Annotated in this window: 20 protein-coding genes; 11 read left to right on the top strand and 9 right to left on the bottom strand. The window is 64.6% G+C overall.

Annotation, left to right across the window (positions count from 1 at the left end):
• The first annotated feature begins 213 nt into the window (after positions 1-213).
• The 4 genes from BMI88_RS14600 (at position 214) to BMI88_RS14585 (ending at position 5,462) form a co-directional block, all read left to right on the top strand.
• Positions 214-2,529 (top strand): glycosyltransferase family 2 protein, encoded by a 2,316-nt coding sequence (locus BMI88_RS14600; RefSeq protein WP_078549941.1) that lies wholly within the window; start codon positions 214-216, stop codon positions 2,527-2,529.
• Positions 2,530-2,593: 64 nt separating this feature from the next.
• Positions 2,594-3,259, top strand: a complete 666-nt coding sequence (locus BMI88_RS14595) for an SDR family oxidoreductase (protein WP_078549939.1) — start codon at positions 2,594-2,596, stop codon at positions 3,257-3,259.
• A 44-nt stretch (positions 3,260-3,303) separates the two neighbouring features.
• Positions 3,304-4,347, top strand: coding sequence for a glycosyltransferase family 2 protein (locus BMI88_RS14590; protein WP_078549936.1), 1,044 nt, complete (start codon positions 3,304-3,306; stop codon positions 4,345-4,347).
• Positions 4,348-4,523: 176 nt separating this feature from the next.
• A complete protein-coding gene (locus BMI88_RS14585; RefSeq protein ID WP_078549934.1) occupies positions 4,524-5,462 on the top strand; it encodes a hypothetical protein in 939 nt (312 codons plus the stop codon).
• A gap of 93 nt (positions 5,463-5,555) precedes the next feature.
• On the opposite strand, the gene BMI88_RS14580 is transcribed toward BMI88_RS14585, so the two are convergent.
• A complete protein-coding gene (locus tag BMI88_RS14580; RefSeq protein ID WP_078540538.1) occupies positions 5,556-5,768 on the bottom strand; it encodes a DUF1127 domain-containing protein in 213 nt (70 codons plus the stop codon).
• 172 nt (positions 5,769-5,940) lie between these two features.
• Here BMI88_RS14580 and pyrC point away from each other — a divergent pair, with 172 nt between their 5' ends.
• From pyrC to BMI88_RS14565, 3 genes are all read left to right on the top strand, one after another.
• Positions 5,941-6,981 (top strand): dihydroorotase, encoded by a 1,041-nt coding sequence (gene pyrC, locus BMI88_RS14575; protein WP_078549931.1) that lies wholly within the window; start codon positions 5,941-5,943, stop codon positions 6,979-6,981.
• Between the two features lie 108 nt (positions 6,982-7,089).
• Positions 7,090-7,767, top strand: coding sequence for an orotate phosphoribosyltransferase (locus tag BMI88_RS14570; RefSeq protein WP_078550681.1), 678 nt, complete (start codon positions 7,090-7,092; stop codon positions 7,765-7,767).
• A 235-nt stretch (positions 7,768-8,002) separates the two neighbouring features.
• On the top strand, positions 8,003-9,502 hold the full coding sequence (locus BMI88_RS14565; protein WP_078540536.1) for a replicative DNA helicase: 1,500 nt from the start codon (positions 8,003-8,005) through the stop codon (positions 9,500-9,502).
• A 152-nt stretch (positions 9,503-9,654) separates the two neighbouring features.
• Here the strand turns inward: BMI88_RS14565 and BMI88_RS14560 are convergent, their stop codons facing one another.
• From BMI88_RS14560 to BMI88_RS14550, 3 genes are all read right to left on the bottom strand, one after another.
• Positions 9,655-12,222, bottom strand: coding sequence for a PBP1A family penicillin-binding protein (locus tag BMI88_RS14560; protein ID WP_078549929.1), 2,568 nt, complete (start codon positions 12,220-12,222; stop codon positions 9,655-9,657).
• Positions 12,223-12,389: 167 nt separating this feature from the next.
• Entirely contained in the window at positions 12,390-13,604 is a 1,215-nt protein-coding gene (locus tag BMI88_RS14555; protein ID WP_146673595.1) for an N-acetylmuramoyl-L-alanine amidase, read from the bottom strand.
• Positions 13,605-13,757: 153 nt separating this feature from the next.
• Positions 13,758-14,897 carry an aminotransferase class I/II-fold pyridoxal phosphate-dependent enzyme gene (locus BMI88_RS14550; RefSeq protein WP_078549927.1) on the bottom strand — a complete coding sequence of 380 codons (1,140 nt, stop codon included), beginning with the start codon at positions 14,895-14,897 and terminating at the stop codon, positions 13,758-13,760.
• 204 nt (positions 14,898-15,101) lie between these two features.
• Between BMI88_RS14550 and BMI88_RS14545 the strand changes: the two genes are divergently transcribed.
• The 3 genes from BMI88_RS14545 (at position 15,102) to BMI88_RS14535 (ending at position 18,109) form a co-directional block, all read left to right on the top strand.
• Positions 15,102-15,872, top strand: coding sequence for a DsbA family protein (locus tag BMI88_RS14545; protein ID WP_078549924.1), 771 nt, complete (start codon positions 15,102-15,104; stop codon positions 15,870-15,872).
• Between the two features lie 184 nt (positions 15,873-16,056).
• Positions 16,057-16,353: a hypothetical protein gene (locus tag BMI88_RS14540; protein ID WP_078549922.1), complete on the top strand. Its 297-nt coding sequence runs from the start codon at positions 16,057-16,059 to the stop codon at positions 16,351-16,353.
• A gap of 70 nt (positions 16,354-16,423) precedes the next feature.
• A complete protein-coding gene (locus BMI88_RS14535; RefSeq protein WP_168173997.1) occupies positions 16,424-18,109 on the top strand; it encodes a methyl-accepting chemotaxis protein in 1,686 nt (561 codons plus the stop codon).
• Positions 18,110-18,299: 190 nt separating this feature from the next.
• Here the strand turns inward: BMI88_RS14535 and BMI88_RS14530 are convergent, their stop codons facing one another.
• From BMI88_RS14530 to hemA, 4 genes are all read right to left on the bottom strand, one after another.
• Positions 18,300-18,998 (bottom strand): DUF1236 domain-containing protein, encoded by a 699-nt coding sequence (locus tag BMI88_RS14530; protein WP_078540526.1) that lies wholly within the window; start codon positions 18,996-18,998, stop codon positions 18,300-18,302.
• A gap of 155 nt (positions 18,999-19,153) precedes the next feature.
• A complete protein-coding gene (gene ispG, locus BMI88_RS14525; protein WP_078549919.1) occupies positions 19,154-20,275 on the bottom strand; it encodes a flavodoxin-dependent (E)-4-hydroxy-3-methylbut-2-enyl-diphosphate synthase in 1,122 nt (373 codons plus the stop codon).
• 84 nt (positions 20,276-20,359) lie between these two features.
• On the bottom strand, positions 20,360-21,631 hold the full coding sequence (locus BMI88_RS14520; protein WP_078549917.1) for a helix-turn-helix domain-containing protein: 1,272 nt from the start codon (positions 21,629-21,631) through the stop codon (positions 20,360-20,362).
• A 107-nt stretch (positions 21,632-21,738) separates the two neighbouring features.
• Positions 21,739-22,968: a 5-aminolevulinate synthase gene (hemA, locus tag BMI88_RS14515; protein ID WP_078549915.1), complete on the bottom strand. Its 1,230-nt coding sequence runs from the start codon at positions 22,966-22,968 to the stop codon at positions 21,739-21,741.
• A gap of 222 nt (positions 22,969-23,190) precedes the next feature.
• Here hemA and BMI88_RS14510 point away from each other — a divergent pair, with 222 nt between their 5' ends.
• Positions 23,191-24,567 carry a dipeptidase gene (locus tag BMI88_RS14510; protein ID WP_078549913.1) on the top strand — a complete coding sequence of 459 codons (1,377 nt, stop codon included), beginning with the start codon at positions 23,191-23,193 and terminating at the stop codon, positions 24,565-24,567.
• A gap of 187 nt (positions 24,568-24,754) precedes the next feature.
• On the opposite strand, the gene BMI88_RS14505 is transcribed toward BMI88_RS14510, so the two are convergent.
• Positions 24,755-26,146: a peptidoglycan -binding protein gene (locus tag BMI88_RS14505; protein ID WP_078549911.1), complete on the bottom strand. Its 1,392-nt coding sequence runs from the start codon at positions 26,144-26,146 to the stop codon at positions 24,755-24,757.

Here is a 26,146-nt window from a genome sequence, read left to right as displayed (position 1 = left end):
AGCGTCTTTTTCTTCCCGTCCCATCCGGTCTTGCGCGCGCTCCTGCGCGATTGCCCCGGTTTCGCCATTCCCACCGCGCGAAATCGCCCCGTTCGGAGGCGAAATCGAACCCTGGACAGGCGCGGCCCGGAATCGGGTTACCGGCAATTGCGCGCTCTTTATCGCGTCACCCCCTGCGTGCTAGTTGGAACGAGAGGCAGTTTCGAGATCGATATGGGCAAGCAACGAGTGATCCGGCGCAGGATGCAGGCGCAGACGGGCAAGCCCGCGCTGCTCGACGCGGTGGGCTGGACCGAGGAGACCGATCTCGGGCCGCGCCACCATCTGCGCGCCTTCTTCGCCGCGCCGTCTCAGGCCGAAGATCTGAGCTTCGATGCCGTGCCCGGTGCGGCGCATCTGGCCGAGGGCCGCAATGTCGCGGGCGCGGTGATGGCGATTTACGAGCCGACCGAGCCGGGCCCGATTCAGGCCGCGATGTCCGGGCCGGACGGGCCAAGCCTGCGCGAGATTACCCCCGCCGCCCCCGATTGGGAGATGTTCGAAGGCCGCAACTGCCTGTTCGGGCTGCGGCTGGAGGAGAGCGTCGAGACCGTGCTCGATTGGCTGAGCTGGCATCACGACCACCACGGCGCGGCGGGTGCGGTGATCTTGAACCGCGCTCCCGAGGATGGCCCCGCAGGCACCGGCGAAAGTTTCGCCGATGCGCTCGAGGCGGGCATGGCGCTGCGCGAGCTGGACCTGCCGGTCGCGATCCTTGAAAGCCCGCTGCCGCTCGGCAAGCCGGGGATGGGGCCGGAGAACCATGTCTTCCTCGCGCCCGACGCCCCCGGCAAGGACCGGATGGAGCCGCCTGCCCCCGATCCGCAGCGCAGCCCGCTGGGTCAGGCGCTGGTCTTCGAGATCGCGAAATGGCGCTTCTTCGCGAAGGCGGCCTCGGTGCTGGTGCTCGACGTGACCGATCTGCTGGCCGCGCGCGAGCCGGGCCAGCCCTCGGCTTTCGAGGCCACGCAGGCTGCCGAGAACGGCGTGATCCTTCTGGTGGGCCGCCGCATCTACCCTTGGCGCGTGCGCAACGATCAGCCCGCGCGCTTCCCCGACCATATCTGCCGCCAGTTCGACGCGCGGCGCGGTATCGCCCGCTGGGGCTGCGCGCCGCAAGAGGCTGGGCTGGAGAATACATGGCGCCTGCTGCGGGTCAGCTATTGCCGGCCCGATCCGGGGCTGACCTACGGTTTCTGGCGCGCGATGGCGCTGCGGGTGCCGGGAACCTCTCCTGCGGAACTCGCCCCCAAGACCTCGCTGGTCGAGGACGAGCGCCTGCTGCACCTGTCGCGCGACATCTGGGGGTTCAAGCCGGTGCGCCCGCCGGTCTCCAAGGTGAAGGACGCGCCCGCTCAGGCGGTCGAGGCAGGTCGCACCGCCATCGTCACCACGATGAAGAACGAAGGCCCCTTCATCCTCGAGTGGATCGCCTATCACCGCGCGATCGGGGTGGATGATTTCCTCGTCTATACGAACGACTGCACCGACGGCACCGATACGATGCTCGATCTGCTGCAGGCGACGGGCTACGTCCAGCACCGCGAGAACCCGTTCCGCACGATGGTCGACATGAAGCCGCAGCACGCGGCGCTGGCCGCGGCGGAGACCGAGCCGGTGATCACCAAGGCGGGCTGGTCGATCTGCATGGATGTGGACGAGTTCATCAATGTGAAGATCGGCGACGGCACGCTGAAATCACTGTATCAGGCGATGGGCGAGGCGAACATGATCGCGCTGACATGGCGGCTGTTCGGCAATGCGGATGTCCACGAATACGCGGACAGCTTCATCACCGGGCAATTCACCCGCTGCGCCCCCGAGATCGTGCGCAAGCCGCATCAGGCCTGGGGCTTCAAGACGCTGTTTCGCAATATCGCGCTCTACAAGAAGCTGGGCGTGCACCGGCCCAAAGGGCTGAACCCGGACCTCTGGGATCAGGTGAACTGGCTCAACGGCTCGGGCCAGCCGATGCCGCGCGAGATGTTCCGCAATGGCTGGCGTTCGACACTCGACACCTATGGCTATGACTGGGTGCAGCTGAACCATTACGCGGTGCGCTCGGCCGAGAGCTTCCTCGTGAAGCGCGACCGGGGCCGGGTGAACCATGTCGATCGCGATCAGGGACTGAACTACTGGTTCCGGATGAACCACAACGCGGTCGAGGATCGCTCGATCCAGCGGATGCTGCCTGCGGCTCGCGCCGAGTTCGACCGGATGATGGCCGATCCCGAGATCGCCGCCGCGCATCACCATTCCGTCGCCTGCCACCGCGCGAAGATCAAGGAACTGATGGCGCGCCCCGATCAGCGCGAGTTCTACGAGACCCTGACCTCGGAGCGGTTCGAGGCGCTCTCGCGGATGCTGCATGTCTTCGGCTCGGCCGTGTTCAACACCGGCCCGCATGTGATCCCCGACGACCTGCATGCCCGCGATTTGCCCCACGACTTCTTCTTCACCGTCGACGCCCCCGACGAGGCCACGCACTAAGCGCGGCGCCTTTACCCCTGCGTGCTCTGACCTAGCTTTCCGCTCAAAGGAAAGGACACAAAACATGGCACGCATTTTCGTCATCGGCGCGACAGGCGGCGTCGGGCATCGGCTGGTCCCGCTTCTGATCGAGGCAGGCCACGAGGTCACCGCGCTGCACCGCAAACCCGAGCAGGCCGACAGCCTCCGCGCGATGGGCGCGACGCCTGTCCAAGGCGACCTGATGGAACTGACCGCAGGCGATTTCGAACCGATGTTCGAGGGCCATGACGCGGTTGTCTTCTCGGCGGGGGCTGCGGGCTCCGGCCTCGAGCGCACCACCCGTATCGACGGCGAGGCACCGCTCGACGTGATTGCCGCGATGAACCGCACCGGGGTGCCCCGGCTCTACCTCGTCTCCGCCTTCCCCGATGCCGGGCGCGGCAAGGAGATCAAGCCGGGCTTCGAGCATTACATGCTGGCGAAGAAGACGGCCGATGCCGCCGTGGTCGCGAGCGGGCTCGACTATGTCATCCTGCGCCCCGGCACGCTGATCGATGAGGACGGCGACGGGCGCGTGGCGCTGGCCCATGCGCTCAATTACGGCTCGGTCGCGCGCGGCCATGTCGCGGCTGTGCTGGCGGCGCTGATCGACACGCCCGAGATCAGCCATGAGATTCTGGAGCTGACCGACGGCACCGAGGAGATCGCGGCAAGCGTGGCCGCCCTGCCGCGCCACGTCGCCGTGTGATCCCAGACACTTGCGGGCGCGCGCGGCCTCACTACAGTGGCGCAATGCGTGCGCTCGCGATCACATCCGTCAAGAATGAAGGCCCGTTTCTGCTGGAATGGCTGGCCCATCACCGCGCCATCGGCTTCACGGATTTCCTTGTCTTTTCCAACGACTGCGACGACGGCACCGATGCGATGCTGGATCGGTTGCAGGAGATCGGCTGGCTGACCCATGTGCCCAATCCCGGCCCGTGGAAGGAAGGCCCGCAATGGGCGGCGTTGAAACAGGCCGATGCGCATCCGCTGGTGGCTCAGGCCGACTGGATCGCGGTGATCGACGTTGACGAATTCATCACCATAAAGACCGGCGACGGCACGCTGGACGCGCTGATCGAGGCGGTCCCGCAGGCGACCGCCTTCGCGATGACATGGCGGCTCTTCGGCAATTGCGGCGTGGTTGGCTTCGAGGACCGCCCCGTCACGCAACAATTCCCCCGCTGCGCGCCGCCGGACATGCTCTGGCCGTGGCGCGCGTCGATTTTCAAGACGCTGTTTGCCAATACCGGCGCCTATGCCAAGCTCGGCGTCCATCGCCCCCGCGCGCCGCAGGACGACAAGCTGGCGGGCACGCTCTGGGTCGACGGATCGGGACGCAAACTGCCGCCTCACTATCAGCGCCAGAAACTGTTCACCCCGCCCGGCAGCGCGCCTTACGACCTTGTTCAGCTCAACCATTACCCGCTTGGGTCGATGGAAGGCTACCTCGTGAAATGCGACCGCGGCCGATCCAACCGGCAGGCAGGCGCCTTCGACATGTCCTACTGGGTGGAGCGCAATTTCTCGGACGTGGAGGACGATTCGATCCGTCGCCACGATGCGGGCACGCAGGCGCGCCTCGCCGAGCTGACCGCCGATTCTGACCTGCCCGACCTGCACAATAAGGCGGTTATGTGGCGCAAAGCGAAAGCCCGCGCGCTTCTGCGCGAGGAGCCGTATCGCGCGCTTTTTGGCAGACTTCTTCTCTGCCCGCCAAGCCGCCCGCTCTCGCCGCAAGCCGCTAAACTCATGGTTCGCCTCGCAAAAGCGGCGATTACCGAGAACCCGTGAACAAACGCAGCCAACTAGGCCGATTGTTGCCCATTAAGAAATGTGGCGACAGATTCCTCGCTTGGCTCCTATTTGTGCCCCTTTCTTGCGGTGATACGTTGGTTGAGCAGAACTGGCGGTGTCCCGCCCGCGCCCGCAGCAAGCGACGCGCGCACGAAAGCTGAAAAGAGGCGAAGGTGAACAAGGCAGACACGGACTGGCGTGCACGGCTGGAAGCGATCGCGGACGAGACCGGCTATTACGAGCCGCTCGGCGCCGATCACGAAGTGCTGTTCCACGACGACTCGCCCGTCCTGATCGTCAGCTTCGAGACCCGCGCGCAGATCGAGGCCGATCGCGAAGAGGCGCTGCCCTTCGGCTACAAGATCGCCCGCGATGAGGGCTGGTCTGCACTCAGCGTGATCGCTTCGGACGAGAGCTGGTTCCGCGACCCCGCCATCTATGCCTATTTCGACCGTCTCGTCGACGAGGCCTTCTTCGAAGATTTCGACCGTGTGGTGTTCTACGGCGCGGGCCCCTGCGGCTATGCGGCGGCGGCCTTCTCGGTCGCGGCGCCCGGTGCCACGGTGGTTGCGCTCGCACCGCAGGCGACGCTCGATCCGACGCTCGCGGGCTGGGATGACCGGTTCCCGCAGACCCGCCGCATGTCCTTTACCGATCGCTACGGCTTCGCGCCCGAAATGCTCGACGGCGTGGAGCGGGCCTTCGTCTTCTATGACCCGTTCGAGCGGCTCGACGCGATGCACGCGGCGCTGTTCGCACGGCCTTGCGTGACGCTGATGCCGTGCCGGCATATCGGCCCGGACCCGGCGGCGGGGCTACTCGATATGGATATTCTCGACGAGGTTCTGATCGCGGCGGGCGCGGGCAAGCTGACCCCGTCCCTGTTCTGGACCTTCTTCCGCGCCCGGCGGCTCTCGAAACGCTACGTGATCCGGCTGGTCGACCATTTGCGCAGAGCGCGCCGCCCGGTGCTGGAGGCGATCCTGTGCCGCGCGGTCGGGACCAGCCAGAACCGTCCGAAATTCCGCAACCGCTATGAGGCGCTCGCCCAGAAGCTCGCCGAGCAGGGGGTCGAGTTGCCGGAGCCACAAGAACGGGCTGGCGCGGCCTGAGCCCCGATCGAGAGACTGAAACATAAAAAGGGCGCGCCCCGGCTTGGGCACGCCCTTTTTCAATGCGAGACGCCGGAGCGCCCCGAACCGCGATCAGATGTAGAAGCGGTCGCGGAACACGTGGCGCACGATGCCGTCACGGGTCAGACCCATATCGGCCAGTTCGGCGTCGCTTTTCGCGTCGAGCGCACGGATCTGCTCTTGGCGCGACTGGCGCTCCATATAGGCGACGAGGCCTTGCGTGATTGCGTGGCCCATACGGGCAAAGATCGATTGTTCGCCATGGGCGGTGGTAACGAATGCCATTGGAAACCTCCTGAGGTTCAGCGTTCAGGTCGTTTTCTCCCTTGGCACTGAATTTAGGTCAGCTTTGCTGCCAGTGGTACCGCCATCTCCGCATCCCCGCCATGCAATTGCTGCAGCGCGGCATGCGCGCTCCCTCTGGATTTGCACGCAGCCTCGGGCTAAGGACTTTTTCATGAGCACGATCACCCTTCCCCGCCCCGACGATTGGCACCTGCATCTGCGCGATGGCGCGATGCTGGAAGGTGTCGCCCCCGAAACCGCCCGTGATTTCGCCCGCGCGATCATCATGCCGAACCTCGTGCCCCCCGTGGTGCGCGGTGACGATGCCGCCGCCTATCGCGAGCGCATCCTGAAGGCGCTGCCCGAGGGGAGCGATTTCGAGCCGCTGATGACGCTCTACCTGACCGAGAAGACCGATCCGCAGGATGTGGCGCAGGCCGCGGCCTCCGGTCTGGTGAAGGCGGTGAAGCTCTATCCGGCGGGCGCCACGACGAACTCGGACTCGGGCGTGCGCGATTTCGACAAGGTGCGCGGCGTGCTGGAGAAGATGGCCGAGATCGGCTTGCCGCTTTGCGTCCATGGCGAGGTGACCCGCCCCGAGGTCGACATCTTCGACCGCGAGGCCGTCTTCATCGAGACCGTTCTGGACCCGATCCGGCGCAAGACCCCCGGCCTGCGCGTGGTGATGGAGCATATCACCACGAAAGACGGCGTGGATTACGTCGCCGCACAGGGAGACGATATGGGCGGGACGATCACCACGCATCACCTGATCATCAACCGCAACCATATCCTCGTGGGCGGGATCAAACCGCATTACTACTGCTTGCCGGTGGCCAAGCGCGAAACGCATCGGCTGGCGCTGGTAGAGGCCGCGACCTCGGGCAACCCGCATTTCTTCCTCGGCACCGACTCTGCGCCGCATGTGGACGCCGCAAAGGAAACCGCCTGCGGCTGCGCGGGCTGCTTCACCGCGCCCCATACGATGCCGCTTCTGGCGCATGTGTTCGAAGCCGAGGGCGCGCTCGATAAGTTGGAGGCCTTCGCCTCGCGCAACGGCCCCGCCTTCTACCGCCTGCCGGTCAACGAGGGCACGCTGACGCTCGAGAAGACCGACCAGCCCAATAGCTGGCCCGCCAAGATCGAGACCGGCGCGGGCCCCGTCACCCTCTTCGATCCGGGTTTCCCGGTCCATTGGCATGTAAAACACTGATTTCCAACTGCTCGAAATATCCCCGCCGGAGGCTCCCGGGCCAGCCGACGGACGCTCCGCGGGGGATATTTAGACCAAGCCGAAACCAGCCTTGATAAGGACGAGATGATGATCCCCAGCTCCTTCCCCAGCAAAGAAGAAATCGCCCGCCTGACCGCGCGGATGCTTCTGGAAATCGAAGCGGTGCATTTCAATGCCGACGAGCCCTTCACGCTCGCCTCCGGCCTGCCCTCGCCGACCTATATCGATTGCCGCAAGCTGATCTCTTTCCCGCGCATCCGCTCGACCCTGATGGATTTCCTCGCGGTGACGGTGATGCGTGAAGCGGGCTTCGAGGCCTTCGACAATATCGCGGGCGGCGAGACGGCGGGCATTCCCTTCGCGGCGATGGTGGCCGAGCGTCTGGCCCTGCCGATGACCTATGTGCGCAAGAAGCCCAAAGGTTACGGGCGCAACGCGCGCATCGAGGGCGCGATGACCGAAGGCCAGCGCGTGCTGCTGGTCGAGGACCTGACCACCGATGGCGGCTCGAAGCTGAGCTTCGTCGACGCGATCCGCGACACCGGCGCGAGCTGCGGCCATACGGCGGTGATCTTCTACTACGGGATCTTCCCCGAGACCGTGCCGAACCTGCGCGAACATGGCGTCGAGCTGCATCACCTGTGCACCTGGTGGGACGTGCTGGCGGAGGCGCGCGCACAGGGCAGCTTCTCGAAGGAAACGCTCGACGAGGTCGAAGCTTTCCTGAGCGATCCGCGCCCGTGGCAGGACGCGCGCAAGGGCTGAAACAGCCCGGAGATTCCTGTGGATGATCCTGTGGATGCTCTGGGGAGCGTTTTAGCTCCGAATCTCGCGCTTCGAAAATAATCGCGAGATGTGGTAGGCTCTCCACGGGCAAACACCATAAATTCCGAAAACTCCGCTGAAACAGCGGGGTTTTCCCCAATCTTATCCAGATTCCCTTTTCCCCCGACTGCGGCTAGAAGACCGCGCAGAGGGACGGGGACACCGAGGCAGGTACATGAACGATCAGGCACAACGACCCGATGAGGGACAGCCCGGCAATTTGCCCGCAGAGGGCACCGCACTGCCCCATAATATCGAAGCGGAACAGCAGCTTCTGGGCGCGATCCTCACCAATAACGACATCTTCGACCGGATCGCATCCGTCATCAAACCGGAGCATTTCTACGAGCCGGTGCACCAGCGCATCTACGAGGTCGCGGCGGCGAAGATCCAGAAGAACGCGCTCGCCTCGCCGGTGACGCTGAAAGCCTATCTCGAAGACGACGCGGGCCTTCAGGAGCTGGGCGGGCCGGCCTATCTGGCGCGTCTGGCGGGGGCGGCGATCTCGGCCTATGCGGCGCGCGACTATGCGTTGATGATTTACGAGATGGCGGTGCGCCGCGGGCTGATCGAACTGGGTCAGGATATCTCGTCGCGCGCGGGCAAGCCGCAGATCGACGACGACCCGAAAGAGCAGATCGCCTCCGCCGAGCAGCGGCTCTACACCCTCGCCGAAGAGGGTCAGGCGCAGAAGGGCTGGACCTCGTTCCTGTCGGCGGTGACCGAGGCCGTGCAATCGGCCAACGCCGCCTATCAGCGCGATGGCGGGCTTGCGGGCGTCTCGACCGGGCTGGTCGATCTCGACAAGAAGCTCGGCGGCTTCCACCCGTCGGATTTGCTGATCCTCGCAGGGCGTCCCTCGATGGGGAAAACCTCGCTTGCGACCAACATCGCCTTCAATATCGGCAAAGCTTACAAGAAGGGCATGCGCCATGACGGGGTCGAGGGCGCGATCGAAGGCGGCGTGGTCGGGTTCTTCTCGCTCGAGATGAGCGCCGAACAGCTGGCCGCGCGTATCCTTTCGGAAGCCTCGGAAGTGCCCTCGGAGCGCATCCGCCGCGGCGACATGACGGAGAGCGAATTCCGCCGCTTCGTCGAGGCCGCGAAGGCGCTGGAGAAATGCCCGCTCTATATCGACGACACGCCCGCCCTGCCGATCGGTCAGGTCGCCGCGCGGTGCCGTCGTCTGAAGCGGACGCATGGGCTCGACGTGGTGATCGTCGACTACCTGCAGCTGCTGCGCGGCTCGGGCCGGGGCGACAACCGCGTGCAGGAGATCGGCGAGATCTCGATGGGTCTGAAGGCCATCGCGAAGGAGTTGAACATCCCCGTGGTCGCGCTGTCGCAGCTTTCGCGGACGGTGGAAAGCCGCGAGGACAAGCGCCCGCAGCTCTCCGACCTTCGGGAATCGGGCTCGATCGAACAGGATGCCGACGTGGTCATGTTCGTCTATCGCGACGAATATTATCACGAGCGTCTCAAGCCACCGGAAGACGATCCGAAATTCGCCGAATGGATGCAGAAGGCCGAGCGCGTGCATGGCAAGGCCGAGGTGATCCTGGGCAAGCAGCGTCACGGGCCGATCGGCACGGTGGAATTGGCCTTCGAGAGCCAGTTCACGCGCTTCTCGGATCTGGCCAAGCCCTGGCAGGGCGACGGCAACGAAGGGTTCTGAGCGGGGCTTGGGGGCGCCGCCCCCGCCCCTTACGGGATATTTGGGCAAGCCCGAACCGCCAGAGCTCTGGCACGTATAATCGAGCAGAAACGGAAAAAGGGGGGCCAACGCCCCCCTTTTTTAATGTCTGTCGGTTGTGACGCGCGGCGCGCTCAGTAGAGGCCGCCTGCCGAGAGCGAGCCGAAATCGGCCTTCTTCTTCGGGATGACCTTCTGCTGGCCGGTCGAGGTGGTGACCGTCGTGGAGCCCGCATCGTCACGCTCGCCCTGCGCAAACAGCGGCAGGTTCGAGCCCATCGCGAAGCCGCCATCGACGACCAGCGAGCCGAGACCCGACATGTCCTGACCGGGGCGCAGATATTCGGCCTGCACGAATTCGCCGGTGGCGGAATCCGACAGACGCTCGCCGGTATAGCGGTTGAACTTCGCCCAGGTGCCGCCCGGCGGAACTTTGAATTTCGAGCCGCCGAATTCCTTGATCGCCTCGCGCATGAACTCGTTGAACACAGGCACACAGAGCGTGCCGCCATAGGCGTGACGGCCCAAGCTGCGCGGGTTGTCGTAGCCCATGTAGCACGAGGCCACGATGTTCGAGCTGAAGCCGGTGAACCACACGTCCTTCGCGTCGTTGGTGGTGCCGGTCTTGCCCGCGATCGGAACAGGCAGGTCGACGCCGTAGCCGGAGCCGCGCTTCACCACACCCTCCATCAGCGAGATCATCTGATAGGCGGTGATCGGGTCGATGATCTGGTCGCGGTGGCTGACGATCTTCGGCCCCTGCCCCTCGGGCAGGTTCGGATCCTCGCAATTGGCGCAGCTGCGCTGATCGTGGCGGTAGATCGTGCGGCCATAGCGGTCCTGCACGCGGTCGACCAGCGTCGGCTCCACCCGCTCGCCGCCATTGGCGAACATCGCATAGGCCGAGATCAGGCGGAACATCGTCGTTTCCTGCGCGCCGAGCGCATTGGCGAGGAACTGACGCATATGGTCGTAGACGCCGAATTTCTCGGCATAGGCCGCGACCGTCTCCATGCCGATTTCCTGCGCGATCCGGATCGTCATCAGGTTCCGCGAATGCTCGAGCCCGGTGCGCATCGGCGTCGGGCCGTAATATTTGTTCGACGCGTTCTTCGGGCGCCACATGCCCTGGGGCGTGTTGATCTCGATCGGCGCGTCGACCACGATCGTCTCGGGCGAGAAGCCGGAATCCAGCGCCGCCGCATAGACGAATGGTTTGAAGTTCGAGCCCGGCTGGCGCATCGCCTGCGTGGCGCGGTTATAGACCGAGGACTGATACGAGAAGCCGCCCTGCATCGCCAGCACGCGGCCGGTATTCACGTCCATCGCCATGAAGGCGCCTTCGACCTTCGGCACCTGGCGCAGCGTCCAGCGGATGAAGGAGCCGTCGCTATCCTTCGTCATCGCGCGGACCTCGACCACATCGCCGGTCTCCAGCAGGTCCTGCGCCTGTTTCGCGCGCGGACCAAGCTTGCCGTCATCCTTCAGCTTGCGCGCCCAGGTCACGTCCTCGGGCGGAATCCAGTGGCCGTCTTTGTCTTCCTCGATGCCTTCGATGCCGATGCGGGCCGAGCCGCCCTCGAAGCCCAGCACCACGGCCGGGTGCCAGCCGTCGATGTCGCGCGGGGCTTTCGCGGTCGAGACATCGGAGAGCGCGGCGCGCCAGTCGGCCTCGTTCTTCAGCTTGTCCTCGGCGATCTTCGCCCCGGTGCCGCGCCAGACGCCCTGCTCGCGGTCGTATTTCTCCAGCGCATGTTGCAGCGCCTTCGTCGCATGGGATTGCAGATCGGGGTTCACGGTCGCGCGGATCGTGAGGCCGCCGCCAAAGAATTCCTCTTCGCCGAAGCTCTTCGACAGCTGACGGCGAATTTCGTCGGTGAAATAGTCGCGCGGCGGAAGCTGCGCGCGGAACGGGGCGTAATCGCCGTTCTGCACCGATTTCAGCGGCTTGTTCTGCTCCGCCTCCATCGTCGCCTTGTCGATCCGGCCATCCTCATACATCCGGCGCAGCACGTAGTTGCGGCGATCCACGGCGGTCTTGTAGTCGCGCACGGGATGCAGATCGGCGGGTTTCTTCGGCAGCGCCGCGAGATAGGCAGCCTCGCCCACCGTCAGATCGGCGAGCGGCTTGTTGAAATAGGTCTGCGCGGCAGCAGCGACCCCATAGGAGTTCTGGCCGAGATAGATCTCGTTGAGATAGAGCTCGAGAATACGGTCCTTGCTCAGCACATGCTCGATGCGCGAGGACAGGATCAGTTCCTTGATCTTGCGCTCCACCGAGCGGTCTGCAGAGAGAAGCAGGTTCTTCGTCACCTGCTGGGTGATCGTCGAAGCACCGCGCACGTCGCGCCCGCCCGACTTCACGGCCGTGAACATCGCCGCCGCGATCCCGCGCGGATCGAAACCGGGGTGGATGTAGAAGTTCTTGTCCTCGGCCGAGACGAAGGCGCCCTTCACCCGATCGGGAATGTCGCGGATCGGCACGAAGAGGCGGCGCTGCTCGGCGAATTCGTCGATCAGGCGGCCGTCGCCGTTATAGATGCGCGAAATGGTCTTCGGGCGGTATTGCGCAAGCTGGTCGTAGCTCGGCAGATCGCGCGAATAGATCCAGAAGATCGCCCCGATGGTGAGCGCGGCAAAGAACAGCCCGGTCACAACCCAGGAAAACACGCCGCCGATCGAGCCGAGAATGAAACGGATCACAGATACACCCCTTGCCTCGGGGCAGATCACCCCATCGCGCCAGCCTATACATCGCGCCTTCGTGACGGTCAAAGTAATGTGCGCTCACGCTTCCGAGAAGACTCCGCATGGTCACAATCCCGCTCAATGGGCGGATGACCGCGCGTCAGACCGGGAACAAAACGCGATTATTGGCGCAAAAGCTTCGCTTCCGCCGCATCGCCCTGCGCCCATGTCTCGACGCCTTTCGTGATCGCCTCGGCCATTCGTGCGCGCCAATCGGGATCCTTGAGCCGCGCGCGATCGGCGGGAGACGACAGGAAGCCCAGTTCCACGAGGACCGAAGGGATATCGGGCGATTTCAGCACCGAGAAATTCGCGCCCTGCACCGGGCGTTTGTGCATATGCAGTCCCGCGCCCTTGATCGCGCCCGCCAGCACCTGCGACAGCCGGACCGAGCGCGGCTGCGTGTCGCGCCGCGCCAGATCGACGAGAATATGGGTGATCGCATCGCCCTGCCCGTTCAGATCGACGCCCGCGAGGATATCGTCGCGGTCGTGGCGCTGCACGAGCTTGCGGGTCGCCTCGGTTTCGGCGTGATCCGCGAGCCGATAGATGGTGGAGCCGGTCGCCTTCCCCTCAGCGATGGAATCGGCATGGAGCGAGATGAAGAGATCCGCGCCCGACGCCCGCGCCACCGTCACGCGGGTTTCGAGCGGCACGAACACGTCCTGATCTCGGGTCATCACCACCTGCATCCCTGCCCGGCGCATCGCGTCACGCAGTTGGCGGGCGAAACCCAGCACGATATCGGCCTCATGCGCGCCGCCATCCTCCGCCCCCGGATCGATGCCGCCATGGCCGGGATCGAGCACCACTTTCAGCGGTCGCGTCCCGTCCTGACGGCGATGCGGCGCGACGGTCGGCGCGGGTTGCGGCAGATCCCACAGCGCGGAATCGGCGGCCCCCTTGCGCGGGGTGAACTTCGCCGCCGGCACCTGCGCCAGCGTCAGCGCGATCTCGGGGTCGCCCTTGGTGCGCTCTTCCGAAGTGACGAGGCGCATCGGATGGGTAAGCTCGGCCACCATGCGCGACCAGCCGGGACGGAACTTGCCCCAGCGCAGCCCTTTGATCTCATCGCTGCCTTTCAGCAGATTTTCGGGCGGGTTGGCGCCGAAATTCACCTCGCGGAAATCGATGACGAGCCGGTAGGGATCGGCCAGCAGAAAAGCGCGATACGGCACGGGCTGACTGATCCCGAGCGTGATCGCGACCTTGTCGCCGTTTTGCGCGATCTGGCTGCGGTCGGGCGCATATTGCGCCAAGGCAGACAAGTCCTGCGCCCGCGCAGGCAGAGCCAGCGCGAGAGACATCGCGAGAAGAAGAATAAACCGCCCGATCATACGCGCCCCGTTTTTATGCGCTTTCGTTTTGCGGGCACTATAGCGGCCGGGTTCGCGTGGAGCAAAGGGCGAATGGGCACGTTGGCGCGGGCGCCCAGCCACCGACGAGGCGGCGCGCCCACCCAAGGGTCGGGCGCGCCCCTCATCGCAACCTCAGCGGTTCTCCATGAAGCTCCGCAGCCGCTTGATCCCCTCGGCGACCCGCTCGGGGCTTTGCGCATAGGAAAAGCGGATGGTCTGCGCGCCGCGATGGGGGTCGAAATCCATCCCCGGCGTGACCGCCACCCCGACGCTCTCGAGGATTTCCGCGGCGAAAGCGGCGCTATCCTCAGTCAGCTCCGACACGTCGGCATAGAGGTAGAACGCCCCATCGGGCGGCGCGATCCGGGTAAAGCCCATCTTCGGCAGCTCTTCGAGCAGCATCTGGCGGCTCTGCCCGTAGCGCGCGACATTCTCGGCCATCTCGTCGAGGCTCTCCAGCGCGCCCAGAGCCGCCACCTGGCTCGCATGGGGGGCGCAGATGAACATGTGCTGCGCGAGGCGCTCCACGGTGCGCAGATGGCTTTCCGGCACCACCATCCAGCCCACGCGCCAGCCCGTCATCGAGAAATATTTCGAGAAGGAATTGATCACTAAGACGTCGTCGGAAACCTCCAGCGCCGAGACCGCACGGCCCTCATATTGCAGCCCGTGATAAATCTCGTCCGAGATGAAGGCGATGTCGCGGGCCTGACAATGCTCGATCAGCGCCTGCAGCTCCGGCTTGCCCAGCATCGTGCCCGACGGGTTACCCGGCGAGGCCACGATCAGCCCGGCCAGATCGTCCGGAATTTCTTCGGGCGTCGGCTGGTAGCGGTTCTGCGCCTCGGTCGGAATGCCCACCGGCTCAATCGAGAGCGCCTTGAGGATCTGGCGGTAGCTCGGATAGCCCGGCTCGCCCAGCCCCACCTTGTCGCCCACATCGAACAGCGCCGTGAAGGCCAGCTGGAACGCCCCGGACGAGCCCGACGTGATGACCACGCGCGCGGGATCCAGATCGATGTCGTACCAGCGCTTGTAGAGCTTCGCGATCCCCTCGCGCAGATAGGGCAGCCCCAGCGCCACCGTGTAGCCCATCGGCTGGCTCTCCAGCGCCTCGGCCAGACGGCGCTTGGCGGCTTTCGGCGCGGAGGTGCCCGGTTGGCCCACTTCCATATGCACGATGTCGCGGCCCGCAGCCTCCGCCTCTGCCGCCATGCGCAGCACATCCATCGCGATGAACGGTTCCACCTGCCCGCGTTTCGACTGCCGCATCCTGCCAACTCCTTGCCGCTTGAGATTTCGCCCAAGGGGTTAGGCCGAAGCCACCCGAGCGTCAATGCGGCGTCGATGCACGCATATGTCGCCGCGCGCCTCGCGATGAAGCCGCGTCCTGCGCGTTAACGCCCTCTTGATCCCGCGCGCCCGAGCGGTCAGGTTGCTTGCGAACCAACAGGACCCGATCCAAAGGATACGCCCATGCTCCGCACGCTTCTGGCCGCGACCGCCTTCGCCGCGCTCGCCACGGCCGCCCCGCTCACCCCGGCAGCCGCGCAGGATTTCGACTTCGCCAACATGTCCGACAGCCAGAAATCCGCCTTCGGCGACGCCGTGCGCGAGTACCTGATGGCCAATCCGCAGGTTCTGGTCGAGGCAATCAACGAGCTGGAAGCCAAGCAGCAGGCGCAGCAGGCCGATAACGACACGCAGCTGATCAAGACCAATGCGAAGGATATCTTCGAGGACGGCTACAGCTGGGTCGGCGGCAATCCCGATGGCGACATCACCGTCGTCGAGTTCATGGATTACAAATGCACCTACTGCAAGAAAGCCTATGACGACGTCTCAGACCTGATCTCGAAGGACGGCAATATCCGCTTCATCGTGAAGGAATTCCCGATCCTCGGGCAGCAATCGGAACTCGCGGCGCGCTTCGCGGTCGCAACGAAGCAGATCGAGGGCGACGACGCCTATGCGAAGATGCACGACACGCTGATGAAGGCCCGCGGCAATCTCACCGTCGAAAGCCTGAGCCAGTTCGCCAAGGACCAGGGCCTCGACCCCGATCCGATCCTGAAGCAGATGAACGATGACAAGGTGACCGAGGTGCTGCGTCAGAACTACCAGCTGGCACAGCGCATGGCGATTTCGGGCACCCCGGCCTTCGTGATCGGCGGGCAGCTGCTGCGCGGCTACGCGCCCGAAGCGGCAATGGCGAAAATGGTAGCAGAAGAGCGCAACGCCGAGTGATCCGCATCTGAAGAACGCCGCGCACGGCATTCTTTGGATTGAGATTTTTAAGATAGCAAGCGCCGTCCGGGTCAATCGCGATCCGGGCGGCGTTTTCATGTCGTTTACCGTGCGAGTCCGAAGTTTTCACGTCTTAGGGGGCCGTTAATGGATCGGGCGTAGCCTGCCCTCGAAAAGGACTGTGATGCGACTCGAACTGCTGCTTATGACCCTCTCGGTGCTCTGCGCGCCGATCGCCGCCCTCGGCATGCTGCCAGAGGACCGACCGGGGCTTTACCTCGTGGTAGTCCCGCCTTGGCGCGCCGCCGATCCGGTGATCGCCGCCGCAGGGGCGCACCCCGTGGGACCGGTGCGCGCGCCCTTGGGGGAATTCGCAGCAGCGGATGCGCCGGGCACGCTCGCCCGGCTGCGGGCGGCGGGCGCATGGGTCGTTCTCGACGCCAAGAAAATGGCCTGGCTCTGCGGGGCGGCCGAGATTTGAGGGACCTCTGATGATTGACGGGAACACCGCTGGGCCGACCACTGTGCAAGCGCCACAAAAAGACGCGCATATGCGCCAGGTGCGGAAATTGCTGGCCTTCGGAACAGTCGCCATGGCCGCCATCGTCACGGCAACCGCCTATCTGGTGGGCAATGCCTTCCTCGTGGCCAGCGTGACCGCCTGGGTCTTCGCCTCTGCCGCTCTGCTCGGGTGGCGGATGCGCGATCGGCGGCGCGGCAACACCATCCTCGCGCAAGGGGTGATCGGCCAGGCCGTGGCCCTCACCGCCGCACTCTCCGGGCATCCGTGGCAAATCGATGCGCACCTTTCGTTTTTCGCGCTGATGGCCGTGCTGATCGTGATGGTCGACAACCGCGCGATCTTCTTCGCCGCAGCGACCATCGTGGTGCACCACCTCGCGCTCTCCGTCCTGATGCCCAGCCTGATCTATCCCAGCGCGGATATCTGGGAAAATGTCTCGCGGTCGCTTTTCCACGGCGCGACCGTCGCGATCGAAACGGCGGTGCTCGTCTATGCCGTTCTCAACCGCCGCCGCATGGAAAGCTCGATGGAAGAGCGCGTGGCAGAGGCGATCGACGCCACCACCCAAGCCGACGAAGCCCGTCGTCGAGCGGAGGGAGAGACCACGCGCGCCCAGCAGATGCAGGACGCCGCCAGCGAGGCCGCCCACAAGGCAGAGGCGCTGCGCATCGATGCGGAACGCAACGCGCGCGAGGTCGAAGAAGCGACCCGCCTCGCTCGCCTGGCCGAAGAGGATCTCGCCCAGGAACGCGCCGAAACCACAGCGCGCCAGACTCGCGTAGTCGAGGCGCTCGAAATCGCACTGCAACAGCTCTCGCGCAAGGACCTCAAGGCCCGGCTCGGTGAGGTGGATGCGGATTACGCGGGGCTCGCCGTCAATTTTAACACGGCGATTGAGCAACTCGAAGGCGCCATCGCCCTCGTCACCGGCCACAGCGTCGACATCCGCCAACAGATCGGCGAGATCAGCGCTGCCTCGGCCGCGCTCTCCACCCGGGCTGAGAAGCAATCGGGCACCCTTGCCGACGCAGCCGCCTCGCTCAACGAATTGACCTCCTCGGTGCAATCGGGCGCGAAAATGGCAGCCGAAGCTGCGAGTGCGGCCAGCAATGCGGAAACCGTCGCCAAGGAAAGCGCTGCGGTGGTCAGCGAGTCGATCCGCGCGATGAACGAAATCGAAACCAGTTCGAAACAGATCGAGCGCATCACCTCGGTGATCGACGATATCGCTTTCCAGACCAACCTCCTTGCGCTCAACGCTGGTGTGGAAGCTGCCCGCGCAGGTGAGGCCGGTCGCGGCTTCGCCGTCGTCGCCTCTGAAGTGCGAGACCTCGCGCAGCGCTCCTCCGCCTCCGCAAAAGAGATCACCGCACTGATTGAAGCCTCGGGCCAACAGGTCAGCACCGGCGTCGAACTCGTCAGCAAGACCGTCGCCTCGCTCGAAGGCATCGTGAAATCGGTCGAAGAGATTTCGCAGCGCGTCGCCCAGATGGCCCGCTCCTCCGAGGAGCAGTCCCGCACCCTCGCAGCGATCAACGGCTCGGTCGAACAGCTCGACCACGCCACCCGCCAGAATGTCGCGATGTTCGAAGAAACCACCGCTGCAAGCAAAATGCTCGACGACCTCGCCGAGGCACTCCGCAAAGCCGTGACGCAATTCTCGACATCTCCCGCTGTTCTGGAGGACCGAGACGCGCTTCCGCGAGCGAGTTGACGATTGGCCCGGTTCAATAGCCGGAGCGCTCGACCGCGGCGAGGACCATGCCGCTCGCCGAGGCCCGCGACGCGGCAAGTCGATCGCGTTGGGCTGCGAACCGGATAGGACTGCGTGCAAAATGTTTGCCGCGATAAAAAAGCCGGCGCGGTGAGGCGCCGGCTATCTTGGTGGTATTTGTCATCGAGCCTTACGAGGCGGGCACGACGTAGACGATCGCACGGCTATCAGGGTTCACGAAGACCGTGTTGTCGTTGATGTTGCCATAGGCATAGGTGCTGTCAGGCACCGGCGTCAGCGTCACCATGTCCGGAATGACCTTGCCGGTCGCGACTTCCCCGTCGAGATAGACCGGCGCGACGGGGTGCTTCTCGACCCAGGTGATCGTGGTGGGCTCGGGCTTGGCCGCAGCGCCCACACCGGCCGAGCCGATCAGCGCGCCGACGACGGCGCCCACGGGACCACCCACGGCCGCACCGGCTGCGCCACCAGCAGCTGCACCGGTCAGTGCCGCAGCGCCTTGGCCATCCTTGTTGGCGTTATCACCCGGGACCTGGATCTGGTTCACGGTGACCGATTGCGGGCCGGTCGACAAAAGCGCCATCTGGCCATCGACCATCACACCCAGCTGACCTGCGGGCGCATAGCCATTCATACCATCGAAAGTCACCTGACAGATCGTGCCATCAGGCAGACAGCCTTCCACCGGAACGATGGTGCCGTCGGAGACCGTCGCGATCGTTTTCGACGAGGCCTCGACCCCGGCATGGATATCGAACTCGCCTTGGGCGGTGGCCATCAGCGGCGGGCTGGTCTCGGCAAAAGCGGTACCGGCGATCATCGTGGTGCTGGCGGCAGCAGCGAGGATAGTTGCGAACTTGCGGGTCATTGGAATTACCTCCTTTATTACCCTGACCGCCACGAGGGACGGCCTCTCTCCGTTGTGGGGAGGGAAATGTGGAGGGGCGCCAATTCGTTCCCCCGGAACCCTATCACGGCAGCGTGATAGGGGCCGATTTCGGGGGCGCTGCGGCACTTTTCCGCTTATTCGGCGGCGGCTTTCTCCGCTTCGATCTCGGAAGCCTTTTTCTCAACCAATTCAACGATATGGTCGATCATATCCGCGTTGGACTGCTTGTGATCCTGCTTGCCGGCCATGTAAACCATGCCCGATCCGGCACCACCGCCGGTAAAGCCGATATCGGTCATCAGCGCCTCGCCGGGACCGTTCACGACGCAGCCGATGATCGACAGCGAGATTGGCGTCTTGATGTGTTCGAGCCGTTCTTCCAGCTCCGCCACGGTCGCGATCACGTCGAAGCCCTGACGCGCGCAGGACGGGCAGGAGATGATCTGCACGCCGCGGGTGCGCAGCCCCAGAGACTTCAGGATCTCGAAACCGACCTTCACCTCTTCGACCGGATCGGCCGAGAGCGAGACCCGCAGCGTGTCGCCAATGCCCATCCACAGGAGGTTGCCCAGCCCGATCGCGGATTTCACCGTGCCGGAGGTCAGGCCCCCCGCCTCGGTGATGCCAAGGTGGATCGGCGCGTCGGTCGCCTCGGCGATGCCCTGATAAGCAGCGGCAGCGAGGAACACGTCCGAGGCCTTCACCGAAATCTTGTATTCGCGGAAATCGTGATCCTCGAGAATGCGGATATGGTCCATCGCGCTCTCGACCATCGCGTCGGGGCACGGCTCACCGTATTTCTCCAGCAGGTGCCGCTCGAGCGAGCCCGCGTTCACGCCGATCCGGATCGAACAGCCGTGATCCTTGGCGGCGCGCACGACCTCGGCCACGCGCTTCTCATCGCCGATATTGCCGGGGTTGATGCGCAGGCAAGCCGCCCCCGCCTCCGCCGCTTCGATCGCGCGTTTGTAGTGGAAATGGATATCCGCCACGATCGGCACCGGGCTCTCGCGGCAAATCTCGCGCAGGGCGCGGGTGCTGGACTCGTCCGGGGTCGAGACACGCACGATATCCGCGCCGACATCGGCCGCGCGGATCACCTGATCGAGCGTCGCGCGCACGTCCGAGCTGTCGGTATTGGTCATCGTCTGCACCGAGATCGGCGCATCGCCCCCGACGGGGACATTACCGACCATGATCTGGCGAGACTTGCGGCGGTAGATATTGCGCCACGGACGGACCGGGTTGAGAGACATGCAAACGCTCCTTCGAGACCTCGGCTCCTGATACGCCAAGGCCCGCTGCGGTGCAACGGGCCGGGGCGGATCGTGATCTGCGGTTTATTGCTGGTCGGTCTGCGCCGGCGCGGCGGCATCGCCCGCATCGGCCACGGCGATCATCTTCGCGAGGTCCTTGTCCTGCGCGAGATTGGCAACCGGATAGTCCTCGTCCAGCGCGGCCGACGACAGCTTGATGTTCTTCGTGACCTGACCGCGCTTGCCGACCGGGCCATGCGTCACGCCGTTGACCGCGAAATAAATCGCGCCGGATTCGCCCGTGCGCATCGTCGGCGCTTCTTCGAGCTTGGGCAGCACGTAGCGTTCGCCCGCATCCATGACCTTCTCGAACAGCGTCGCGCCATCGGCAGACTTGATCCGCACCCAGGACGGGCGCACGGCCAGCACGACGACATCGGGCTGATCCGCTCCCAGCGCCTTGGCGACGGCGGATTGGATATTGTTCTCGGGGCCCGCCGCCGAGGCGAGCTGCGTGCCCTGCGGCGTGTTCGGGGAGGTGTTGGATTGCGCCAGACCGATCAGATTGGGCGTCAGGCCCGGAGCGGCTGCACCCACGCCCTGCCCGGCCAGCGCGCCGGTCGCATTGGGGTCGATCGAAGCGATCGGCCCGTCGCGCGAGACCAGAACCGGCGCGTCGAGCGCCGCCGGACGGTAGATGCGCGCGGAGCGCTCGGGTTGGTTGACCTCGGGCAGCGTGTCGTCGGCCTGCGCCATTTCGGGTCCGTCCTTGACCGAGTCGAGCGGGTCGAGATCGGCCATCACGCCGGGGGCCTGATCCACCGGCGTCAGCTGCACGCGCTGCACTTCCTGCAGCACGGTCCAGCCGCCATAGCCGATACCGCCACCGATCAGCGCCAGAACGAAAAGCGCACCGACGGCACGCGGCTCGATCTTGGTCCAGAGCGATTCCTTGCGCGGAATGAAGGCGGGATTGGCGAGCGCCTCGGCCATATCTTTCGGGTCGCGCTGCGGCTTCGGGCCGGAGGCGGCCTCGGACATGCCATGGGCGGGCGAGTAGCCAGCCTCGTTGCAGAAGCGCTGGAACGACCATTCCGGGTCAAGACCGAGATAGCGCGCGTAGGAGCGCACATAGCCCGCGATGAAGGAAGGCGTGTCGAAAGCCTCGACGTCGCAGGCTTCGATGGCCGCGATATAGGCCGCTTTGATCCGGAGTTCACGCTGGACATCAAGGAGCGATTTGGCGAGCGTCGCCCGCTCGCCGCGCATCACATCGCCAAGACGAAGTTCGAAATCGTCGAACCCTTTAGGTTTGACTTCGTCCCCCGTCGAAGGTTTAGCCCTTCGCCCGATCATGCTGCCTGTCCCTGCCGTTGCCCGCCTGCGTCGATTCGGAGCCAATAGCCCCTTCGATTAACAAAGGCTTATCACAAGCAAGCGAGCCGCGCACGCGCCTATGTGGCTTACGCGCTGGCTTCGGCGCGATTTAGCTCACAGCGCGCCCAAAGCGCGTCCATGCCCTTGACCAGACCGTCAATCATACCGGTGTCGTGCACCGGCGAGGGCGTGAAGCGCAGACGCTCAGTGCCGCGGGGCACGGTCGGGAAGTTGATCGGCTGGACATAGACCCCGAACTCGTCGAGCAGCATGTCCGACAAGGCCTTGGTATGTTTGGGGTCTCCGATGATCACAGGCACGATATGCGAGCCGTGGTCGATGATCGGCATGCCCATACCTTTCAGGCGCATCTTGAGAATCTTCGCGTGCAGCTGCTGCTTGTCGCGCAGCTCCTGACCGCCCTCGCCTTTCAGGAAGGCGATCGACGCGGCAGCGCCAGCCGCAACCGCCGGCGGGATCGAGGTGGTGAAGATAAAGCCCGGCGCATAGGAGCGCACGGCATCGACCATCTTGGCCGAAGCCGCGATATAGCCGCCGAACACGCCGAAGGCCTTGCCCAGCGTGCCGTTGAAGATGTCGATCCGGTCCATTTCTCCCAGCTTCTCGGCGATACCGGCCCCGCGCGGGCCATACATGCCGACTGCGTGCACCTCGTCGAGATAGGTCAGCGCGCCGAATTCCTCGGCCAGATCGCACAGTTCGGAGATCGGGCCGAAATCGCCATCCATCGAATAGACCGACTCGAAGGCGATCAGCTTCGGCGCGGCCGGATCGTCGGCGGCCAGCAATTCGCGCAGATGCTCGACGTCATTGTGACGGAAAATGCGCTTGGCGCCGCCGTTGCGGCGGATGCCTTCGATCATCGAGGCGTGGTTTAGCTCGTCGGAATAGATGATGAGGCCGGGGAACAGCTTGGGCAGCGTGCTCAGCGTCGCGTCATTCGCGATATAGGCCGAGGAGAAGACCAGCGCGGCCTCTTTGCCGTGCAGATCAGCGATCTCGTGCTCCAGACGCTTGTGATAGACCGTCGTGCCCGAGATGTTGCGCGTCCCGCCCGAGCCTGCGCCGGTGGCGTCCAACGCCTCGTGCATCGCGGCCAGCACGACCGGATGCTGGCCCATGCCCAGATAGTCATTGCCGCACCAGATGGTGATGTCCTGCTTCGACCCGTCCGGCTTGGTCCAGACGGCATGGGGAAAATTACCCTTCTCGCGCTCGATGTCGATGAAGACGCGATAGCGGCCTTCCTCGTGCAGCTTGTCAATCGCCTGATCGAGTGCGCGGTCGTAATCCATCTCGTGCTTCCCTTGCATGACTGTTCGCTGGGTCTGCCCTACCGGGCACCACAAAGCGCGACATTGATAAATGTCAAATTCCTCTCCCTGAAGGGCAAAAATGTCGCAAATAGTCATGAAAAGCAAACATTCAATTTTCGCAATTTGTCGCGCCCTCGCGTCACCCCCTCTGGACAGTCCCGCGCGCAGCCCTAGGCTGAGGCCAAAATAAAGGAGGCCTGCATGGCACTGAACGAGGTTCTCACCGAAATCGATAGCGGCCTGGATGCCGCAATGGACCGTCTTTTCGAGCTGCTGAAAATCCGCTCGATCTCGACCGATCCGGCCTATCGCGAAGAGACCCACGAAGCTGCGGAATGGCTCGTCAAGGAATTGAAATCGCTGGGCTTCGACGCCGAACTGCGCCCGACCACGGGTCATCCGATGGTGGTTGCGCATTCCAAGGGCGAGGGCCCGCGCCTGCTGTTCTACGGCCACTATGACGTGCAGCCGGTGGACCCGCTGGAGCTGTGGAATACGCCCCCCTTCGAGCCGCAGATCGAGGACACCGAGAACGGTCGCGTCATCCGCGGACGTGGCGCGTCCGACGACAAGGGCCAGCTGATGACCTTCATCGAGGCCTGCCGCGCCTACAAGGCCGTTAACGGCGAGCTGCCTGGCAATCTTGTGATCTTTCTTGAAGGCGAGGAAGAATCGGGCTCGCCCTCGCTGGTGCCCTTTCTCGAGAACAACCGCGAAGAGCTGACCTCCGATCTGGCGCTGATCTGCGACACCTCGATGGTCTCGCCCGGCGTGCCCTCGATCGCAGGCAGCCTACGCGGCATGCTGAAGGAAGAATTCACCCTCCACGGGCCGCGCATCGATCTGCATTCGGGCCATTACGGCGGCCCCGCGCTGAACCCGCTGCGCGAGATTTCCAAGATCATCGCGAGCTTCCATGACGATCAGGGCCGCGTCGCGGTGGATGGCTTCTACGAGGGCGTGCATGAAGTTCCGGCCGAGCAGCTCGAAGCGTGGAAGACCTGCGGCTTCGACGAGAAGGAATACCTTCAGCACGCGGGCATGACCGTGCCGCATGGCGAAGAAGGCTATTCGACGCTGGAGCAGCAATGGGCACGCCCGACGCTGGAGATCAACGGTCTCTGGGGAGGCTATCAGGGTGCGGGCTCGAAGACCGTGATCCCGGCCGAGGCGCATTGCAAGATCACCTGCCGTCTCGTGGGCGACATGGACCCCGCCCATATCCGCAAGGCGCTGCGCGCCCATGTCGAGGCACGCCTGCCGGTCGATGCACGCATCACCTGGGACGGCGATCTCGACGGCGCACCGGCTTCCGTGATGGACACGTCGCGCCCCGAATTCGAAGCCGCGCGTCAGGCGCTGAGCGACGAATGGAACCGCGAGGCGGTCATCGTCGGGATGGGCGGCTCGATCCCGATCGGCTATTACTTCAAGTCGATCCTCGGCATGGACGCGATGCTGATCGGCTTCGCCAACGATGACGACGCGATCCACTCGCCGAACGAGAAATACGACGTCAAAAGCTTCCACAAGGGCATCCGCTCCTGGGCGCGCATCCTCGACCGGATCGCGAAATAAGCACGCAGCCGGGGGCTTCGCGGCCCTCGGCAGACGCAATTATCGTAGAAGGCTGCCGGAGCTTGGCCCGGCAGCCTTTTCATTTGTCATCGGGGCGCACTCATTTCGCAGCTTGCAGGGCAGTGCCGAAGGGCGGCTCAGCGCTTTTGTCGACTGGCTGACGGAGATCAGCGGACCGACGCCTGCCTCAGCGCTCGGTCAGCTTCAACTCGATCCGGCGGTTCTGGGCGCGCGCTTCGGGCGTGTCGGCGGTGTTCACCGGGTCGAACTGCGCGAAACCGGCGGCGGCGAGGCGTTGCGGCGGGAAGCCGAGGCTCTCGACCATGTATTTCACCACCGACAGCGCGCGGGCCTGACTCAGCTCCCAGTTATCCTTGAACTCGCCCTGCCCCGACAGCGGCGTGTCGTCGGTATGACCATCGACGCGGATGATCCACGGAATGTCGCCCGGGATTTCCCCACGCAGCTGGTCGAGGAGCGAAGTCACCTGTTTGATCTGCGCGCGGCCCGCATCCGACAGCGTCGCGGAGGCCGGCGCAAACAGCACCTCGGAGGAGAACACGAAGCGGTCGCCTTCGATCTTCACGCCCTGCTTGCCCTTCAGAAGCTGCGACAGCTTCCCAAAGAATTCAGAGCGGTAGTTCTCCAGATCTTTCGCCTTGGCCTCGGCCTCCTTGCGCATCTTCTCCTGCAGATCGGCGCGTTTCTTTTCCTCGGAGGCCGCACGGGCGAGCGCCGCGTTCAGCTGCTGGCCGAGATTATCGAGCTGCACCTTGGCCGCGGCATCCTTCTGCTGCGCCTCGTCGAGCACGTTTTGCAGCTGCGCGAGCTGGCTGCGCAACGCCGCGACCTGCTGATTGAGCAGCGCGACTTTCTTCTGCGCCCCTTCCGAGATCGCCTGCTGATCGGCCAGCGCCTTCTGCGCGGTGGCTTTCAGCGCGGCCTGCTTCTCGGCCTCGGACAGCTGCTTGCCGAGCTGCTTTTCCAGATCGTCTTTCGCGGTCTGCGCGGCGGCGAGCTTGGTCAGCGTGTCCTCGGCCTTTTTGCGCGCTTCTTCGAGCTGCAGCGTCATCGCCGCGACCTCATCACCCGATTTCGTCAGCTTGTCGCGCAGATCGGCGATGGTCTCCTTGCTCAGCCGGATTTCGTCGGCCTTGGCGCTCGCATCCTGCTGGGCGGCGTTGCGCTCGCCCACCAATTGCGCGACGCGGGCCTCGAATTCGGTGATCTTCTGCTTGGCATCGGCCAGCGCGGCCTTGCGGTCATCGAGCTGCGAGGTCAGCGTCGCGATCAGCGAATCCTGCTGGTCGGCCTTGTCCTTCGCATTCTCCAACTCGCCGGTCAGCTGCTGCGTCTTCGTCTGTTGCAGCGACAGTGCCTTGGCGAGGTTCGACACCTGTTCGTTCAGCTGGATCAGCTCGCCTTCCTTGGTGCTCAGCGTGTCACGCAGCACCGATTGCACGATCATGAAGATCGACAGCACGAACATGAGGACCAGAAGAAGCGCCGTCATCGCATCGACGAAACCCGGCCAGATATTGGTCGAGAACCGATTGCCGCCGCGCCGTGCCAGAGCCAT

Origin of the sequence: Thioclava sp. F36-6 (genome assembly GCF_002020305.1) — a bacterium.
Classification (GTDB): domain Bacteria; phylum Pseudomonadota; class Alphaproteobacteria; order Rhodobacterales; family Rhodobacteraceae; genus Thioclava; species Thioclava sediminum.
The sequence above is the reverse complement of the archived record's forward strand: the minus strand, read 5'-3'. Positions and strand labels throughout refer to the sequence as shown.